Annotated in this window: 18 protein-coding genes; 6 read left to right on the top strand and 12 right to left on the bottom strand. The window is 67.5% G+C overall.

All coding sequences use genetic code 11. The features are described 5' to 3' along the window. The 3 genes from DFR24_RS06075 to DFR24_RS06085 all read left to right on the top strand — a co-directional run bounded on the left by DFR24_RS06075 (position 1) and on the right by DFR24_RS06085 (position 3362). Positions 1-417: a DoxX family protein gene (locus tag DFR24_RS06075; RefSeq protein ID WP_210772429.1), complete on the top strand. Its 417-nt coding sequence runs from the start codon at positions 1-3 to the stop codon at positions 415-417. After that, positions 401-1663, top strand: coding sequence for an alginate export family protein (locus DFR24_RS06080; protein WP_133880412.1), 1263 nt, complete (start codon positions 401-403; stop codon positions 1661-1663). Before DFR24_RS06075 ends, DFR24_RS06080 begins: the two co-directional genes overlap by 17 nt. A gap of 70 nt (positions 1664-1733) precedes the next feature. Then, the gene (locus tag DFR24_RS06085; RefSeq protein WP_133880413.1) at positions 1734-3362 is read left to right on the top strand and encodes an MFS transporter; all 1629 of its coding nucleotides are present in this window, start codon (positions 1734-1736) and stop codon (positions 3360-3362) included. A 284-nt stretch (positions 3363-3646) separates the two neighbouring features. Here the strand turns inward: DFR24_RS06085 and DFR24_RS06090 are convergent, their stop codons facing one another. From DFR24_RS06090 to DFR24_RS06105, 4 genes are all read right to left on the bottom strand, one after another. Continuing rightward, positions 3647-4285 (bottom strand): uracil-DNA glycosylase, encoded by a 639-nt coding sequence (locus DFR24_RS06090; protein WP_133880414.1) that lies wholly within the window; start codon positions 4283-4285, stop codon positions 3647-3649. 77 nt (positions 4286-4362) lie between these two features. Further along, positions 4363-4644: an antibiotic biosynthesis monooxygenase gene (locus DFR24_RS06095; RefSeq protein ID WP_133880415.1), complete on the bottom strand. Its 282-nt coding sequence runs from the start codon at positions 4642-4644 to the stop codon at positions 4363-4365. An 11-nt stretch (positions 4645-4655) separates the two neighbouring features. Further along, positions 4656-5189, bottom strand: coding sequence for a GNAT family N-acetyltransferase (locus tag DFR24_RS06100; protein WP_162851074.1), 534 nt, complete (start codon positions 5187-5189; stop codon positions 4656-4658). Further along, complete coding sequence (locus tag DFR24_RS06105; protein ID WP_133880417.1) at positions 5186-5677, bottom strand: cupin domain-containing protein; 492 nt, start codon at positions 5675-5677, stop codon at positions 5186-5188. The genes DFR24_RS06100 and DFR24_RS06105 overlap by 4 nt, the downstream gene beginning before the upstream one ends. Between DFR24_RS06105 and DFR24_RS24700 the strand changes: the two genes are divergently transcribed. After that, the gene (locus tag DFR24_RS24700; protein ID WP_210772428.1) at positions 5676-6194 is read left to right on the top strand and encodes a type 1 glutamine amidotransferase family protein; all 519 of its coding nucleotides are present in this window, start codon (positions 5676-5678) and stop codon (positions 6192-6194) included. The genes DFR24_RS06105 and DFR24_RS24700 overlap by 2 nt on opposite strands. After that, a complete protein-coding gene (locus DFR24_RS24705; RefSeq protein WP_210772427.1) occupies positions 6195-6749 on the top strand; it encodes a GlxA family transcriptional regulator in 555 nt (184 codons plus the stop codon). Between the two features lie 7 nt (positions 6750-6756). On the opposite strand, the gene DFR24_RS06115 is transcribed toward DFR24_RS24705, so the two are convergent. From DFR24_RS06115 to DFR24_RS06150, 8 genes are all read right to left on the bottom strand, one after another. Further along, positions 6757-7470, bottom strand: a complete 714-nt coding sequence (locus DFR24_RS06115; protein WP_133880418.1) for a molybdopterin-dependent oxidoreductase — start codon at positions 7468-7470, stop codon at positions 6757-6759. 131 nt (positions 7471-7601) lie between these two features. Continuing rightward, positions 7602-9857: a family 2A encapsulin nanocompartment cargo protein cysteine desulfurase gene (locus DFR24_RS06120; RefSeq protein WP_407075111.1), complete on the bottom strand. Its 2256-nt coding sequence runs from the start codon at positions 9855-9857 to the stop codon at positions 7602-7604. After that, positions 9832-10758: a family 2A encapsulin nanocompartment shell protein gene (locus DFR24_RS06125; protein WP_133880419.1), complete on the bottom strand. Its 927-nt coding sequence runs from the start codon at positions 10756-10758 to the stop codon at positions 9832-9834. Before DFR24_RS06125 ends, DFR24_RS06120 begins: the two co-directional genes overlap by 26 nt. A gap of 102 nt (positions 10759-10860) precedes the next feature. Continuing rightward, positions 10861-11076 carry a helix-turn-helix domain-containing protein gene (locus DFR24_RS06130; protein WP_246051530.1) on the bottom strand — a complete coding sequence of 72 codons (216 nt, stop codon included), beginning with the start codon at positions 11074-11076 and terminating at the stop codon, positions 10861-10863. Further along, positions 11073-12017 (bottom strand): serine O-acetyltransferase EpsC, encoded by a 945-nt coding sequence (epsC, locus tag DFR24_RS06135; protein ID WP_246051531.1) that lies wholly within the window; start codon positions 12015-12017, stop codon positions 11073-11075. The genes DFR24_RS06130 and epsC overlap by 4 nt, the downstream gene beginning before the upstream one ends. A 24-nt stretch (positions 12018-12041) precedes the next feature. Continuing rightward, a complete protein-coding gene (locus DFR24_RS06140; protein ID WP_133880421.1) occupies positions 12042-12557 on the bottom strand; it encodes a rhodanese-like domain-containing protein in 516 nt (171 codons plus the stop codon). 419 nt (positions 12558-12976) lie between these two features. After that, a complete protein-coding gene (locus DFR24_RS06145) occupies positions 12977-14680 on the bottom strand; it encodes an ABC transporter ATP-binding protein (RefSeq protein ID WP_210772426.1) in 1704 nt (567 codons plus the stop codon). A gap of 35 nt (positions 14681-14715) precedes the next feature. After that, on the bottom strand, positions 14716-15639 hold the full coding sequence (locus DFR24_RS06150) for a glycosyltransferase family protein (RefSeq protein WP_133880422.1): 924 nt from the start codon (positions 15637-15639) through the stop codon (positions 14716-14718). Positions 15640-15828: 189 nt separating this feature from the next. Between DFR24_RS06150 and DFR24_RS06155 the strand changes: the two genes are divergently transcribed. Next, positions 15829-16455 carry a hypothetical protein gene (locus tag DFR24_RS06155; RefSeq protein WP_133880423.1) on the top strand — a complete coding sequence of 209 codons (627 nt, stop codon included), beginning with the start codon at positions 15829-15831 and terminating at the stop codon, positions 16453-16455. Positions 16456-16469: the final 14 nt, after the last annotated feature.

The raw sequence follows: 16469 nt of genomic DNA on the forward strand, positions 1-16469 counted from the left end.
GTGGGCGCTTTCACCGTCGCACCGTTGCCGCCCGTCGTGTTCCGGCTCGCGTGTGCGGCGTTGTGTACGGCCTACGTCGCCAGCGGCGTCACCAAGCTGCTCGACTTCGACGCGGCGCTCGGCGAGGCCGTGCACTTCGGGCTGCAACCGCCCGCGCTGTTCGCGATCGGCGTGATCCTCACGCAGCTCGTCGGCTCGGCGCTCACGGTCTTCGCGTCCGGCCGCTGGCAGGCGCTGGGGGCCGCGGCGCTCGCGGGCTTCACCATCGTGGCGACCCTCATCGGTCACCCGTTCTGGACGATGGAGGGGATGGACCGCTTCCACAACCGCAACAGCTTCCTGGAGCACATCGGTCTCGTCGGCGGCTTCCTGCTGGTGGGCGCGCTCGCCTGGCCGCGCCGTGGCGCGGCGGCCTGAGTGCGCGACGCTCGTCGCTGGCGTGCTGGCGGCGACACTTGCTGCGCCGGCATGCGCATTCGACGGCAAGGTCGGCGGCAGCCTGCGCGAGCAGGTCGAGATCATCTCCGACGATGGGCTTGGCTCGGGTGGGCAGAGCGATCGCGTGCTGCTGCATCGCCTGTTGCTGCGGTTGGACGGCAGCGTCTCGCCGACGCTGCGCGGCACGCTCGAATTCGACGCCTCCGCCCAGGGTGGCCGCAACGGCGGATCGAGCCCGGTCGACGAGAGCGAGCCGGATCTGCACCAGAGCATTCTCGAATGGGATCTGCCGGTCGCCGCGACACAGCTTCGCGTCGGCCGGCAGGAATGGACGCTGGGCAGCGGCCGGCTGGTCTCGGTACGCGATGGTCCGAACATCCGCCGCGCCTTCGACGCCGTGCAGCTGCGCGGACGCATCGGCGCCACGCCCTGGCGCGCATTCCTGGGTCGTCCGGTGCGCAACCGGGACGGCAGCTTCGACGATCGCGAAGACCGCAGCCAGCATCTCGGGGGATTCGAGATGTCGCTGCCGCTGTCGACGGCCGCCGGCACGCTCGAGCTCTACGCGCTCGACTACCGGCACGACGACGCGGAATTCTCGTCCGGCAATGCACGCGAACGCCGGCGCTCGGTCGGCGCGCGCTGGCATGCCCGCGGACCGGTGTTCGACTTCAACACCGAAGCGGTCGTGCAAGACGGCGAATGGGGCGATGCAAGCATCCGCGCCTGGACGCTCGCGAGCGATGCGGGATGGCAGGTGCCGCTGGGCTCGCGTCACGCGCGCGTCGGCTTGAAAGCGGACGTCGCGAGTGGCGACGGCGATCCGGACGACTCTCGCCTGCAGACCTTCAACGCGCTGTACCCGAATCCCAGCTACTTCAGCGATGCCGCGTTGATCGCGCCGGCCAACCTGATCGATCTGCAGCCCAACGTCGGCCTGCCGCTATCCGAATCGATGCGCCTGTACGCGGGCTGGAACCTGCTCTGGAAGCATCGCCGCGCGGACGCCGTTTACACCACGCCGGTGCCGTTGACGCCGGTCGCGGGCAGCGCGGGTCGCGCACGCTGGATCGGGCAACAGGCGCAGTGTTCAGCACAATGGACGCCGCGCGAATTCGTGTCGGTCGAGGCGAGCTATGTGCATTTTCGACCCGGACGCGCGCTGTCGTCGTTGCAGGAGCAGCCGATCGATTTCCTGCAGCTCGTTCTCACGCTGTCGTTCTGAATCCCGCACTGCACATGCGGGTCTCGTTGATTCTCTGATTCACCGTCACCTGGATTTTCTACTGACCTCCATGACAACGTCCGCGTCCACCGAACCCTCGGCTTTCGCGCCGCTGCGCGAACGCGCCTTCCTGGTCCTGTGGGTCGCCACCGTGATGGGCAACACCGGCACGTGGATGCGCGACACCGCATCGGGCTGGCTGATGACGTCGCTGTCGCCCTCGCCCACCTTGGTGGCAATGGTGCAGGCCGCCACGACGTTGCCGATCTTCCTGCTCGCGCTGCCGGCGGGTGCACTGTCGGACATCGTCGATCGGCGCCGCCTGATGCTCGGTATCCAGTTCGGGCTGGCCTTGGTCAGCGTCGCGCTGTGCCTGCTGAGCTGGCGCAACGGCATGACGCCGTCGATCCTGCTGGGCCTGACGTTCTGCGGCGGCATCGGCGCCGCGCTGGTGGCACCGGCCTGGCAGAGCATCGTGCCGCAGCTCGTGCCGCGTCCGCTGATGCGCCCCGCCATTGCGCTCAACAGCCTGGGCGTGAACATCGCCCGCGCCATCGGTCCGGCGGTCGGCGGCCTGCTGATCGCCACGCTCGGCATCGCCGCGGCGTATGCGGTCGACGTCTTCAGCTATGCGTTGATCATCGCCGCGCTGTGGTGGTGGAAGCCCGCTGTGCGGCCCGCACAGGATCCCGAACATCTCGTTCAGGCCATGCGCAGCGGTCTGCGCTTCGCGCTGTTCGACGCCGATCTTCGGCGCGTACTGCTGCGCGCCTTCCTGTTCTTCATCGCGGGAAGCAGCTACTGGGCGCTGCTGCCGCTGATCGTGCGCACCCAGTTGAACGGCGGCGCCACCGTGTACGGACTCGCGATGGCGTCGATCGGCCTGGGCGCGATCCTCGGTGCGCTGCTGTTGCCGCGCCTGCGCCGTCGACTGTCGGCGAACGCGACGGTGCTGCTCGGCGCGCTCGTCACGGGCGCTGCCAGCGCGACGCTCGCGCTCGCCCACGCGCCGGCCGAGGGCATCGTGGTGCTGCTGTTCGCCGGTGCGGCGTGGATCGCCGTGCTCACGACGCTCAATGCGACGGCGCAGGCCGTCCTTCCCGATTGGGTGCGTGGCCGCGGCCTGGCGCTGTATCTGACGGTGTTCTTCGGCGGCATGACCCTGGGCAGCCTCGGCTGGGGTGCGCTGGCGAGCGCGATCGGCGTCCCGTCGACGCTCGGCACCGCCGCCGTCGCGGTCGTCCTGATCGGGTTGCTGGCCCATCGATGGACCTTGCCCGCCGGCGATGCGGACCTGACGCCGTCGATGCACTGGCCGGAGCCCGCCGTCTCCGAAGAGGCCCACACGCGAGGTGGGCCGGTGATGGTGCGCATCGTCTATCGCGTGCCGCCGGCCGAACACGTCGCGTTCCACGAAGCGATCCGTCCGCTCGCGCGTATCCGGCGTCGCGACGGCGCCTATGCCTGGGGTGTCGTCTTCAACCTGGAACATCCGGACATCGTCACCGAGTGGTTTCTCGTCACGAGCTGGGAAGAACATCTGCGTCAGCATCGGCGCGTGTCCGCCGCGGACCGGATCGTCCAGGACCAGGTGATCGCGTTGCATCGCGGCGAAGCGCCGCCGCGGGTCGAGCATGAATTGGCGTTGGGTCAGCAGGCGGCGGCGGGCCACGCGCATCCGTCGCACGACGAGCCCTGAAGCGGCCGTTCCACTTACGGCGTAGCCCGGGTGAAACCCGGGGCTTTTCGCCTGGATTCGAGAAAAGCGCCCCGGGTTTCACCCGGGCTACGGTACAGCGGCCTCCTGTGCTCAGCCGACGAGGGCCGACAGACCGCCAGCGAACAACGTGGCACCACCGCGTGACGGCCGACCGCCACGATGCGCGCACGCGGAAAGTCCCGTAGCCCGGACGAAGTCCGGGGCTTTCCTCGCATCCCGAGCGGAACCCCGGACTTCGTCCGGGCTACGGTGACGTGCCCTGCTCAGCCGACGAGCGCCGACAGCCCGCTGGCGAACAAGGTCGCACCGCCGCGAGCCGGATGTCGCACATCGTGGATCGATCGCGAGGTGAGCGTTCGCAACCGCATCCCGGCGTGACGGCCGACCGCCACGATGCGCGCACGCGGAAAGGCTTCCAGCAATCCGGCCAACGCTGCCTTCCCCGCCTCGAACTCCGCCGGCGTGGGCGTGCGATTGGTCCACGGCTTTCCCTGCAGGTGGGGATGCAACGGCAAGGTGTTCCACAACACGGCGCGCTGCTCCATCCCCATCGCGTGAAGCTGGCGCCACACGATGGTGGCCGACGGCTCGCTGAAGGGCAGTTCCCTGGACGTCAGCCGGCCCGTCGATTCGATGCGGGGAATCGCGCCCGCCGACAGCAGCTTCTCCGAGGTGAACGCAATGCCGGAGTAGCGGCATCCCTGATAGCCGCACGCCTCGCCAATCAGAATCAATCGCGGCGAGCAGTCGAGGTGTTCGCCGAGGCGCTCGAGCCGCTGCGCGGCTGCGTCCGGCAGCAGATCGTGCTCGCATCGCGAGCGCCAGGGATTGAACAGGCCGGCGCTGGTTTCAGGCAGCGTGCGTACCAGGCGGCGCGCGAGGTCGATACCGCGGATCTGCATGGGAACATCCGGACCGGAGAAGTCGACCAGCGTAGCGCGAGGCGACGCCGCGATGCTCACCCGAACCGCTCCGCGCGTCAGAGCTGGCCTTCCTCCAGCTTCTGCAGATAGTTGAACTCCGGCGCTTCCACGCCCGCCTGCCGACGGATCTCGACCAGCCGCGGCGATTCGAAGAAAGCCCTCGCGTCCACAACCGACGTCCACTGCGAAAAATGGACGATCCGGTTCGCTTCCGCGGCATCGCGCAGCACGATGTAGCTGCGCTCGCCCGCAGCTTTCCGGATCGGAGCGGCCTCGTCGAAGATCTTCTTCCAGGCGGCGTAGTCCTTGACGGCGTGGACGATCAGTACGTGATCCATCGTGATTCTCTCTAAGGGGAAGGAGGCAAGGGCTTGTCGAGCGTCTCGACCGTCAGCCCGTTCACGAGCGGCGTCCCGACGCCACTCGCGATCGGATAATCCGACACGGCGCCGACCGTCCGGTAGCCGCGCCGGACATAGAACGCCATCAGCTCCGGACGCTGCGACAAGACCGCGATGCGAACCGTCCGACAATTCATCGTCTCGGATGCGTGGGCTTCGGCATGTGACAGTAGCTGCTTTCCGACGTCCTGCCCCTGACGTTCGGGGTCGACCGCCAGCAAGCCGAGGTGACAGATCTCCGCCGCCTTCTGCAGCTGCACGCAGGCGACGATGCCGTCGCCCGATCTTGCGACGAGGATGACGGTGCTCGCTTGCTGCAGAGCATCGAGAATCTGAGCTGCCGTCACGCGCGGACCACCGACGATCGCGCCCTCGTGCGTCCAGCCCGCCGCGCCGGAACCCGGTCGGTAGGCCGCGTTGACGAGGCGCGCAATGTCCTCGGCGTCGTCGTGGCGAGCCGGACGGACGTCGTCGGGATTCACGGCGCACTGCCGCTGGAATACGGCACTCCGCTCTTGTCGGTGAACTGCCATCGGCCGTCGATCAAAACCGCCTTGAGATCATCGTCCGGGTACTCGGCGCTGTCTCCCGGCGTGCGATCGCCCACCTCGAGATAGAGCACGTCCTCCGCTGTCTCGTTGATCAGGCAGTGCGCGTCTCCGCCTCCCGCCTTGAATCCGGCGCACATATCCGGCGTGAGCGTTGTTCGTCCCGCATTGGTGAGCAGCGTTGCGCTGCCTTGCAGAACGTAGACGAACTCGTCCTGCCGGCTGTGCGCGTGACGCAGCGCCGAGACCGCGCCGGGCAGCAGCCGGCAGAGATTAACGCCGAAGTTCGACAGGCCGAAGACCTCGCCGAGCTGGCGTTTCTCGCGTCCGGCCATTCGCGCCGCGAACAACGGCGGGTAGATGGACGGCTTCAGTCGAAGGGGGACGCTGTTCGAATCGATCGCGACGGGACGGCTGGACATGGAGGCTTCGACGGTCGAAGTGGTGCGCCCTATTAAACCGCCAGGACGGATTCACGGCGAGTGTCCGATCCGACATGTTTCATGCAGTATCCGCCACATGCACGATTTCACGATCCTCGTCGCCCCGGGCGCATTCGCCTCGGCGGTCGCCGTCACCGTCGACCTGCTCTCGGCGGCCGCGGCCATCGCACCTCGTCTGAAGATGTCGCCGCCAACATGGAAGCTGCGCGCGCTGGCTCCCGGCCCGGTGCAACTGAGCAACGGCCTGTCGATCGCCGCCCCGCCCCTTGCGCGAAGCAGAGGACCGGATCGTTCGATCTGGGTCGTTCCCGGACTCTCGACCCATACGACGACGGCGGTCGATCATCGCCTCGCGCAGGCCGATGTGATCGCCGCCCTCCCGCTGCTCCGATACCACGTGAACAAGGGCGGCACCGTGGCGGCCTCGTGCTCCGGCGTCTTCCTGCTGCAGGAAGCGGGGCTGCTCGTCGACAGAAAGGTCACCACGTCGTGGTGATTGGCGGCCCATCTGAAAGCGCGCGAGCCGCGCTGCGTCGTCGACGCGAACCGCCTGATCGTCCGTGACGGCACGATCTGGACGGCAGGCGCGGCCCTCGCCCACACCGACCTGATGCTCCAGCTGCTGCGTGCGCGCTGCGGCGCGGCTCTCGCGGACGGCGTGTCTCGGGTGCTGCTGATTGACGGCCGCGAAGCGCAGGCCCCCTTCATCGTGCCGGCGATGCTCGCCAGCGGGAACAACCTCGTCGCCGAGATCTCCGCGCAGATCGAAGCCGCACTGCCGGGCCCGCCCAGCGTCGCGGAACTGGCGCGGACCCGCGGCATGTCGGAACGAACGCTGGCACGTCAGCTCAAGACCGCAAGCGGCAAGAATCCTTCGGCCCTGATCCAGTTCGTGCGGCTCAAGCGCGCAAGGCTGCTGCTGGAAACGAGCCGGCTGTCGATCGATCAGATCGCGGAACGGGTCGGATACCGCGACGCCACTGCGCTGCGTCGGCTGATGAGAAAGACGTTCGGCGCGACCCCGAGCCAGTTCCGAAAGCGGATCGGGTGAGATCACGTCACCGCTGGCGCCCGCTCAATCTGCGTGCGCGATACCTCGCCAACGCCCGCTCGAAATTCCACACCGAGAACGGAATGAGCAGCCGATAGAGATGACGCAGCATCCACGACGGGAAGAAACGCCCCCGCTCCTCGAACGCCACGCGTGCCCGCGGGTGATCCATGAACGCGGGATACGGAAACGGGAACCGGTAACGGCGCCGGTCTTTCCAGAACTCGATGGACACGAGGTGCTTCACGTTCTTGTAGCCGTAGTGGGCCGGCGCCACGAGCCGCAGCGGCGCGCCGTGCGCCACGTCCAGCGGCTGATCGTCGAGGCGGTCGGCCAGAATGACGTCCGGATGCAGCAGATCCTCGAGCGGCAGGCAGGAGCAGTAACCGTCCTCGCCTCGCAGCACCACCAGCTCTGCGCCCGGAAGCGGCTTGGCGAGCGGCAGCGCGATCTGCTCGTAGAAATCCAGGAAACGGACGCCGCCCCAGCGCACGCCACGGACCGACCACGTGGTCACGCAGTGGAAATCGCTTTGTTGCTCGATGCGCGGCAGGGACTGGAACTCGTTGCCGATCCGCATCTCCCGGCCCACATCGCCGCGGATGCCCAGCATGAGGCGGTCCGGATCAGCGGGAAAGCGACGCGCGAACTTCCCCAGTCCGAAACGGGGAAACTGCTGACGCTCGATCTGCCCGGGAGGCAGCGCTGGAATGTCGGCCATGGCAAGTCGGGCGTGACGAGGATCGGGAAGTGGCGGCGGCTCCCGCGATCTTCCTGCTCAGGCCGTTGCCAGGCAAATGCCTGCTCGACTATCGGTGACGACGGCGCCTCGCCGTCGTCACCGAGTCGCGATCAGTGCCGCTGCGCGACCAGCCGGCGCAGCGCCGCGATCATCACGTCGATTTCCTCGAACGTGTTGTAGAACGCAACCGATGGCCGCACGGTGGTCTCGACGCCGAAGCGACGCAGGATCGGCTGCGCGCAGTGGTGGCCGGCGCGTACCGCGACGCCTTCCTGGTTGAGCGCCTTGCCGACTTCCTCGGTCTTCCATCCCTGCAACGTGAAGGACATGACGCTGGTCTTGTCCTTGGCGGTGCCGATCAGGCGTAGGCCGGGAATCGTGCGCAGGCAGTGCATGCCGTACTCGAGCAGTTCGTGCTCGTAGCGCGCGATGTTCTCGAGCCCCACGCGATCCACGTAGTCGAGCGCAGCGCCCAGGCCCGCGGCGTCGGCGATGTTGCCGGTGCCGGCCTCGAAACGCATCGGCGGTCCGTGGTAACGGGTCTGCTCGAACGTGACGTCCTCGATCATGTTGCCGCCGCCCTGGTACGGCGGCATGTCCTCGAGCACTTCGCGCTTGCCGTAGACGACGCCGATGCCGGTGGGACCGAAGATCTTGTGACCGGAGAACACGTAGAAGTCCGCATCGAGCGACTGCACGTTCACACGCAGATGCGACACCGCCTGCGCGCCGTCGATCAGCACGCGCGCGCCGGCGCGATGCGCCAGCTCGATGATGTCCTTGAGCGGCACCACGGTGCCCAGCGCGTTGGACACCTGCGTCACGGCGACGATCTTCGTGCGGTCGTTGAGCAGCTTCTGATATTCGTCCAGCCGCACCTGCCCGCTGTCGTCCACCGGAATCACGCGCAGCTTCGCGCCCTTCTCGGAGGCCAGCATCTGCCAAGGGACGATGTTGGCGTGGTGCTCGAGGTGCGACACGATGATCTCGTCGCCCTCGTGGACGTTCTTCTTGCCCCACGAGAACGCAACGAGGTTGATCGCCTCGGTGGCGCCACGCACGAAGATGATCTCCTCGGCGGAGCTGGCACCCAGGAACTTCGCGACCTTGTTGCGCGCCGATTCGTAGGCGTCCGTCGCGCGCGCGGCCAGCTCGTGCGCGGCGCGATGGATGTTGGAATTCTCGTGCGCATAGAAGTGCGCGAGACGGTCGATCACCGACTGCGGCTTCTGCGTGGTGGCTGCGTTGTCGAACCACACCAGCGGACGGCCGTTGACGCGCTCGCGCAGGATCGGGAAATCCTTGCGCACCGCGTTGACGTCGAACGCGCCGCGGCCGGCGGGAACCTGCGGTACATCGGCGTCACGCGAAGGCTGCGCCGCGGCAGGCGCTCGCGACAGGTCGGTGAAGTAATAGGCCGGCGTCGCATCCGATCGCGAACCCGCCTCGCGGCGAGGTTCGGGAGCAGGCGCCGTCACCGGCCCCGGCGCGGGAATCGCACCATTGCGCGAATCGGCAGAGGTGCGCGAAGCCGAGGCCTCGCGCGAATCGTGAACCGGACGGGATGAACCGTTTCGCTCATCGTGCGACGGCTGGATCGGCTTGGCCGCAGCCGGATAGCCGCTGGATTCGCCGATGAAGTAATACGGCGTCGATGGGGCCGGCGTATTCGCGGGTGCAGGCGCGCCAGCGAAACTCGGCAGCGAAGGCTCGAGCGCAGGACGCGACTCGCGCGAAGACTGAGACGTGCTCTCACGACCCGGCGCCGAACGCTCACCCGTCGTCGAGGCGCCCCGGGTCTGGGGCGCACCGCTGGTGGTGTCGAGGAAATAGAACGGGCTGCTGCCACCGGCCAGCGAGCTGGGCGCGGCATCGAACGTCGACGGAACGGTGGCATCGGCCAGGCCGGGAATCGGCGCGGCTGCAGGCGCGTTCGCGGCATAACCTTCCGGTACGGCCTGCGCCGGTCCCGACGCACGACCGAGCGCCGGCACCGCCGTGGCAGACGCGGCGCCAGCATCTGGTGTCTGCGCCATCGTCGGCACCACGCGCGGCGTGATCACGCTCGGCGGCGCGAGATGCTGCGCCACCGCGGACTGCGTGACCGGCAACGGCGGCGTCACCGGCAGCGAAGTCGGATGCGGGATCAGGTTCGCACTACCGAGCGTCGGCAGGCCCGGCACCGGCGGCGGCCCGAAGCTCACCGGTCGTGTCGGCGCACCGGGCAGCGTGCTGCCGAGCGGACCGCCGCCCGGCAGCTGCTGGAACATCTCGTTCGCGAGCGCCGTCAGCGATGCGAGGTCGGGCAGTCCTGCCGGCTTGGGCACGGTCCCGCCCGCATCACTTGTACGTGTCGGGATAGTCATGGAACTTGTTGACTTCCACGTCCTCGAGCACCGCGAGCGCGTCGTCGGTCAGCACGGCCAACGAGCAATACAGCGTGATCAGGTACGAGGCGATCGCGAAGTCGTCGATGCCCATCAGGCGCACCGACAGGCCGGGGCTCTGCTCGCCCGGCAGGCCGGGCTGGAACAGGCCGACGACACCCTGGCGCTTCTCGCCCACGCGGATCAGCAGCACCTTGGACTTTCCGTCCGCCACCGGCACCTTGTCGCTGGGAATCAGCGGCACGCCGCGCCACGTCAGGAACTGCGAACCGAACAGGCTCACCGTCGGCGGCGGCACGCCGCGACGCGTGCACTCGCGTCCGAACGCCGCGATGACCAGCGGATGCGTCAGGAAGAACGCCGGCTCCTTCCAGACCTTGGTCAGCAGTTCGTCGAGATCGTCCGGCGTCGGCGCACCGGTCAGCGGGAACACGCGCTGGCTCTCGGCGACGTTGGCCAGCAGGCCGTAGTCCGGGTTGTTGATCAGCTCGCTTTCCTGCCGCTCCTTGATCGTCTCGATGATCAGCCGGAGCTGTTCCTTGATCTGATCGTGCGGGCTCGAATACAGATCCGAGACGCGCGTGTGGATGTTGAGCTTGGTCGCGACCTGCTTGAGCCAGTACTCGCGCGGCGCCGGGTCGTAGTCGACGAAGGAGTTCGGCAGCGCGCCGAGATCGGTGACCTGGCAGGCGGTGCGGATGTCCGCCGGGTTGAGCACCTTGTTGACGCGGAACACGCCGGCTTCCACCGGCAACCACTGCAGCAGATGCACCAGCCAACGCGGCGTGATGATCTCGAGCTGTGCCGGCGTCTTGGTGGTATTGGCAAGTTGATGTGCAGCGAGGTCGCCCAAGGTGGGCGGGGATCCGACTTCACCCATGAGTTCTATCTCCCGTCATAACGAAAAGGCATGACCTTATATTCACGTCCTTCTTTGCATGATGCCACCGGCTATCACCGGCAGATTGCATGCCACGAAGGGTCAGTCGCGTTCGCAGTGGCTGAAGAGCACGGAGAGGCTCAGGCGCAGTGCTTCCGCAAGCTTTGCGACCGTGACCAGCGAGGCCGCGACTTCGCCGCGTTCGATCTCGCCGAGGTAGCTGCGATTCAGATGCGCCGCCTCGGCCAGACGTTCCTGCGACCAGCCTTTCTGCGCGCGCTGTTCGCGGATGACGCGGCCGAAACGCTGCTCGATCACGGGGCGGCGCCAGGGCCCGGCGGCGCTTCCGCCAGCGCGTGCTCGAGCCGGCCCTGCGACACCTGGCTGCCCGCGGGCACGCTGCGGGTCAGCCAGACGTTGCCGCCGATGCTGGATCCCTGCCCGATCGTGATGCGGCCCAGGATCGTCGCACCGGCGTAGATCACCACGTCGTCCTCGACGATCGGATGGCGCGGCTGGCCTTTCTGCAACGCGCCGTCGGCACCGGTCTCGAAGCGTTTCGCGCCCAGGGTCACGGCCTGGTAGATGCGGACGCGCTCGCCGATCCGGGCGGTCTCGCCGATCACCACGCCGGTGCCATGGTCGATGAAGAAATGAGGACCGATCTCGGCGCCCGGATGGATGTCGATGCCGGTCTCGGAGTGCGCCAGTTCCGCCACGATGCGGGCCACCAGCGGCACGCCGAGCCGGTACAGCTCGTGCGCGATGCGATGGTGGATCAGGGCCAGCACGCCCGGGTAGCAGAGCAACACCTCGTCCACGCTCTGCGCCGCCGGATCGCCGCGATAGGCGGCCTCCACGTCGGTATCGAGCAGCCGGCGCAGGGCCGGCAAGCTCGCCGCGAGTTCCGCGACGATGCGACGGGCGTGCTGCGGCACGCCCTCACGCGAGGCCGCGCCTTCGTCGTGACGCAGACGCCAGGCCAGTTCGAGCCGAACCTGTGAATACAGATGGTCGAGCGCGGCATCCAGCGCGTGGCCGACGTAGAAATCCTCGCCGTCGCGGGTCAGGTCCGGCGGACCCAGGCGCAGCGGAAACAGTGCGCCGCGAAATTTGAGCATGAGATCGCGCACGATCTCGCGCGAAGGAAATTCATGCGTGGCGGCATCGCTGCGACGCGATTGCGCTTCGCGCCATTCACGGCGCGCGTCGCGCAGTCCCGCCACGATGCCGGCCAGGTCCCAGTCCGGCGTCCCCATCCCCGAATCCCCCATAAGCGCGCGTCAGTCCTGGGTCCAGGGGAGGCCGTGGAAGCGCCAGCCGTCGCCGTGCCCACGTTGCTGCCGGGCATCCAGCTCGCCTTCGAATCCTTCGAGGATGTTGAACACCTTGCGGAAACCCGCTTTGGTGGCCGCTTCGGCGGCGAGCACCGAGCGCTTGCCGCTACGGCACAGCAGCAGGACGACGTCGTCCTTGCCGACCTTGTTCTCGAGTTCGCGGACGAAACGCGGATTGCGCGTCAGCGCCGTTCCCTGCGCCCACGGCACGTGCAGGGTTTCCGGAACCTGACCGACGAACTTGCGCTCTTCGGCGGTACGCACGTCCACCAGCTGCGCCTGACCCGAAGAGAACAGCGCCCAGGCCTCGGCAGGCAACACGCCGCCGGCGTACGCCAGGCCGCGCTGCGTCGCCTCGGCGCGCGCACGGACCAGGCTGGCGGGTTCGTCCGAGACAGCGGACGCCAAGGCTCCCAGCAGCTCGGGGCCTCGGGACAGGGCCTGCGGGTCAGGACCGAACATCGTCGTCTCCTTATAGGGTCGGGTCAGGCGCTCGATGCGCCTTACCTCTTCAGAACCTACTGTAAGGGTCGACCGGTCGCTTTAGAACGAAGTTGATGGCCTTTGGTCAGGCGCGAACGTCATAAGAACCCTCAGGTCGGCCCGACGCGCCCGTCCGCCCGAGCCCATCGCCCCTCCGTAGCCCGGGTGAAACCCGGGATCGCGCTCCGCCGCCGAAAGGAACCCGGTTTCACCCGGGCTAGGGGTCTCGTACCGACAGATACCTCCCCCTTTGGAAGAGGTCGGCGCGAAACGCCGGGTGAGGGCCGCGCCGGAGCGCGGTCGAGCAGCGTCCTCAGAGCGTCTCTGCCGTGCTCCGCGCGCCCGCACCCCACCCCACCCTCTCTCAAAGGGAGAGGGTGCCGGGGATCGTCATCCCTTCAGGAATGACGAATGGACGCGAGCAGACGACCTTTTTCCAGACGTTCGACACGGGAAGCCACCGCCAGCCAGGCGGGATGGTGGGTGACCGAGATGACGGTGAGGCGCTCGCTGACGGCGAGGTCCGCGACATTTCGAACGATCAGCGCCTCGCTCTCCGGGTCCAGCGCACTGGTGGCCTCGTCCAGGATCAGCAGCCGGGGACGATGGACCAGGGCCCGCGCGAGGGCGATCCGCTGGCGCTGGCCGCCCGACAGCGCACCGCCCCGCTCGCCCACGACGGTCTGCACGCCCTCCGGCAAGCGCTGCACGAAGTCCCAGGCCCCGGCCTGGCGAATGGCGTGCTCGATGTCGGCGTCGGAGAACCGGGGATCACCCAGGCTGACGTTGCCCGCGACGGTGTCGTGAAACAGGTTCAGCTCCTGCGGGACGTAGCCGATCATCGTGCGCCACTGCGAGAGGTCGATCTCGCCCAGCGGAACGCCGTCGACGACGATGTCGCCCGATTGCGGCCGATGGAATCCGAGCAGCAGATCGATCAGCGTCGTCTTGCCCGCGCCGGAGGGGCCCGTCAGCGCGATCAGATCGCCGACGCCGATCCGCAGGTTCACGCCGTCGATCGTGCGATGCGCCGCGTGACCGAAGACGACGTCGCGGAATTCGACGCTCTGCGCAAACGTCGGCGCCTTGCCGGCGCGCAGGTCTTCCTGCGCCGCGCGGGCTTCGAGGATCGCCCCGTGAACGGATTCGAAACCGCCGCCGTGCGAATGCAGGTTGTGCAGTTCCTGCTGTGCCTTGCCGACCGTCGAGACGATCTTCACCAGCAGCAGGCTGAGCATGATCACTTCGCCGATCGGCATCTGCAGGGTCTTCAGGGCCACGTACAGCCCCGCGACCAGGAAGATGCCGAGGATCGGCTCCTGCAGGACCTTGTTCAGATGCTTGGCGAACACCTGGCGCCGCGAGGCCTTCTTCATCACGGCCAGATCGCGCTGGAACAGGAGGCTGAAGCGGGCTTGTCGCGACATCGCCTTCATCGGCTTGATGCCGATCAGCACGTCGGTGAGCCGCGCCAGCAAGCCGCGCAGCATGCGCATCTGGGTGCGCGCGTTCTGCTTGGCGCTGACCAGCAGGCGGTTGAGCGAGGCGATCATCACGCCGCTGATCAGGATCGCCACCAGCGCGAGCTTCCAGGACGCCAGGAGCGCGACCATCAGATAGACGAGAGCCTGCAGCGCCTGCGACAGCATCTGCGTCGCCGCGTTGTACGCCTCGCCGGCTTTCGTGGCCTCGCTGGACAGCGCGCTGTTGAGACGTCCGATGGGCTGTCGGACGTAGTAGCTCCATCTCGCGTGGATCAGCGATCCGATCAGGTCCGTGCGCAGGCTGTTCGCGACGTCGGCGACGGCATGACCGACCTGGCGTAGCGCCACCAGCATCATCACGGCCTTGAGCAGCATGCCGGCCACGACGATGGCCAGCAGCACCCGCGGGTCGTGGGACAGGCCGATGCGACCCAGCGCGTCGAGGATCGATCGGCTGATGCCGCTCGCACTCGACGGATCCTCGCCCAGCACGGCGATCAGCGGCAGCAAGGTCGCCAGGCCGAATCCTTCGAAGATGCTCGCCAGCACCACGCAGCCGGCCACCGCGAGGTTGCGTCGCAGCGGAATGATGCCGACGAGCGCGCGCAGCGATTTCAAGTCCTCTCGCGAAAGCGGCCTGCGATCCTCCTTCTTCATGCCGACGCCATGCGCGGCGTACTCGTCCTCGATCGGGCGCTTTCCAGCAATTGCAGCGCGTCGCGGCGCAACTCCTGGCGGGCGATGGCCTGCTCGAGCATGGGCACCGTCACCAGATTTTTCTCGACGCACTCCGCGAGCAGCGCGAAGAACAACTGCTCCTGTGCAGGGTCGGGGTGACGCCGGTACGTCGACGGCGTCCGGCCATCCGGCTTTCCTCTGACGCGACGCCAGAACCGCTGCAGCCACGAGCGCTCCGGTCCTTTGCGATGCACGACGAAGTCGACGGGAAGGCCGGTCTTCCAGGGCTGCGTGACGCGGCGCGTGTTGTGCAGCAGCCCGGTTTGCGCCGACAGGTGATCGAAGTCGTTCCACTCCGGTTCGAGCGGCGCGATCCCCGCGCTTGCTTCGAGTTCGAGCTGCATCCAGGCGCGATAGTCGCGCTCGCCGGAGAACAGCTCGCCAAAGTCCTTCTCGAGATTCCAGTGCCGCAGGCGGCCGCAATCGAGCAGCATCACGCTCGACGCAAACCGCACCGGCTCGCCCGGCTCGTGCAGCGGCCGAGCGCCGATGGCGGCGCCACCGAGATCTCGCGTCAGCAGCGGCCGCACGTCCCGCACCGCGAAGACGTCGGGATCGATCACCAGCGCGCGTCCTGCGTAGCCCATCAACGACGGCACCGCGAATCTCAGCGGCGTGAACGATTGCAGATCGTCGTTGCGCCACGCCTCGCGAACGCCGTTGCGCAGCAGCCACTCGCCTTCACGGCGCGCGAGCACCGGGAAGTCGGTGGTCACGATGACGTGCACTTCGATCGGATCCTCCGGCGATCCATGCCGCGTCAGCGCATGCGCGGCCACGCGTGCCGCAACGAGCTGCTTCGGATTGGTGGGAATGAAAACTGCGGTCGCCGCGCTCATACGGGGAATTCGTTTCCTTTCACTCAGCTTTCGTTCTTCCGATGAGGTCCGATTTACATGAGCCGTCCGAGCCTGCTCGATCGAATGCGTACGCGTCTTACCGTCTGTCATCCCGTGCTGGATGCAACGAACGGTCCGTGTCTGGTGCTGGGCTCTGCACCCGATCCCGTTCTGCCGGCCGGACATGCCGTGCACTGGACTTTCGTCAGTGTGAACGCGTCGCAGGCGGGCGCTGCGAAAGCCGGCATACAGCGCATTCCCGATCTCACCGTGATGAGCGGGCAGATGCTCGGCATCAAGCCTGAAAATCTCGCGGGGCAGGAAGCCTTGCGCGATGGCTGCACGACCCAGCTGCTGCTGGTCGAGCGCGGCGTTTCCGCGCGGCAGGCGCGACCTGCATTGCGCGCGCTGAACTATCGATACGGCGCGCTGCGAACGATGGATCACTGGCAGCGCGCCAGCCTGACCTATCGGCTGCTCGGGGAACATCTGGCGACGGGATCGGGCGAATCGAAGATCTCGACCGGCGTCTTCGCCGCGCTGCTCGCCGCGTCGCTCGGCTACGGCCCGATCGTGATGTGCGGCTTTTCGCTCTCCCACGACGGGCATTCGTACAACCCGCTGGGGCATCGACGGCAGCATCGTGAGGTCGACGCGCATGCATTACGCATGTTCGGCGAGAAGCGTCTTGCAGTTTTCACGAGCGATCCCGCGTTCGCGAAGAGCAGCGGACTGCCGCTGTGGGACGGATCACATCGACCGACGGTACGCTCCGGCCCGATATGGTCCGACCCCTCGCCATCCCTGCAGACGTAGTTGCGCCCGTTCAA

The organism is Panacagrimonas perspica (assembly GCF_004364935.1).
GTDB lineage: Bacteria > Pseudomonadota > Gammaproteobacteria > Nevskiales > Nevskiaceae > Panacagrimonas > Panacagrimonas perspica.

Bases quoted from the DNA above. Each gene is read 5' to 3' on its own strand.
- DFR24_RS06085 (WP_133880413.1), top strand. From the start codon at position 1,734: ATGACAACGTCCGCGTCCACCGAACCCTCGGCTTTCGCGCCGCTGCGC.
- DFR24_RS06090 (WP_133880414.1), bottom strand. From the start codon at position 4,285: ATGCAGATCCGCGGTATCGACCTCGCGCGCCGCCTGGTACGCACGCTG.
- DFR24_RS06095 (WP_133880415.1), bottom strand. From the start codon at position 4,644: ATGGATCACGTACTGATCGTCCACGCCGTCAAGGACTACGCCGCCTGG.
- DFR24_RS24700 (WP_210772428.1), top strand. From the start codon at position 5,676: ATGGAGGCTTCGACGGTCGAAGTGGTGCGCCCTATTAAACCGCCAGGA.
- DFR24_RS06105 (WP_133880417.1), bottom strand. From the start codon at position 5,677: ATGTCCAGCCGTCCCGTCGCGATCGATTCGAACAGCGTCCCCCTTCGA.
- DFR24_RS06115 (WP_133880418.1), bottom strand. From the start codon at position 7,470: ATGGCCGACATTCCAGCGCTGCCTCCCGGGCAGATCGAGCGTCAGCAG.
- DFR24_RS06120 (WP_407075111.1), bottom strand. From the start codon at position 9,857: ATGACTATCCCGACACGTACAAGTGATGCGGGCGGGACCGTGCCCAAG.
- DFR24_RS06125 (WP_133880419.1), bottom strand. From the start codon at position 10,758: ATGGGTGAAGTCGGATCCCCGCCCACCTTGGGCGACCTCGCTGCACAT.
- epsC (WP_246051531.1), bottom strand. From the start codon at position 12,017: ATGGGGACGCCGGACTGGGACCTGGCCGGCATCGTGGCGGGACTGCGC.
- DFR24_RS06140 (WP_133880421.1), bottom strand. From the start codon at position 12,557: ATGTTCGGTCCTGACCCGCAGGCCCTGTCCCGAGGCCCCGAGCTGCTG.
- DFR24_RS06150 (WP_133880422.1), bottom strand. From the start codon at position 15,639: ATGAGCGCGGCGACCGCAGTTTTCATTCCCACCAATCCGAAGCAGCTC.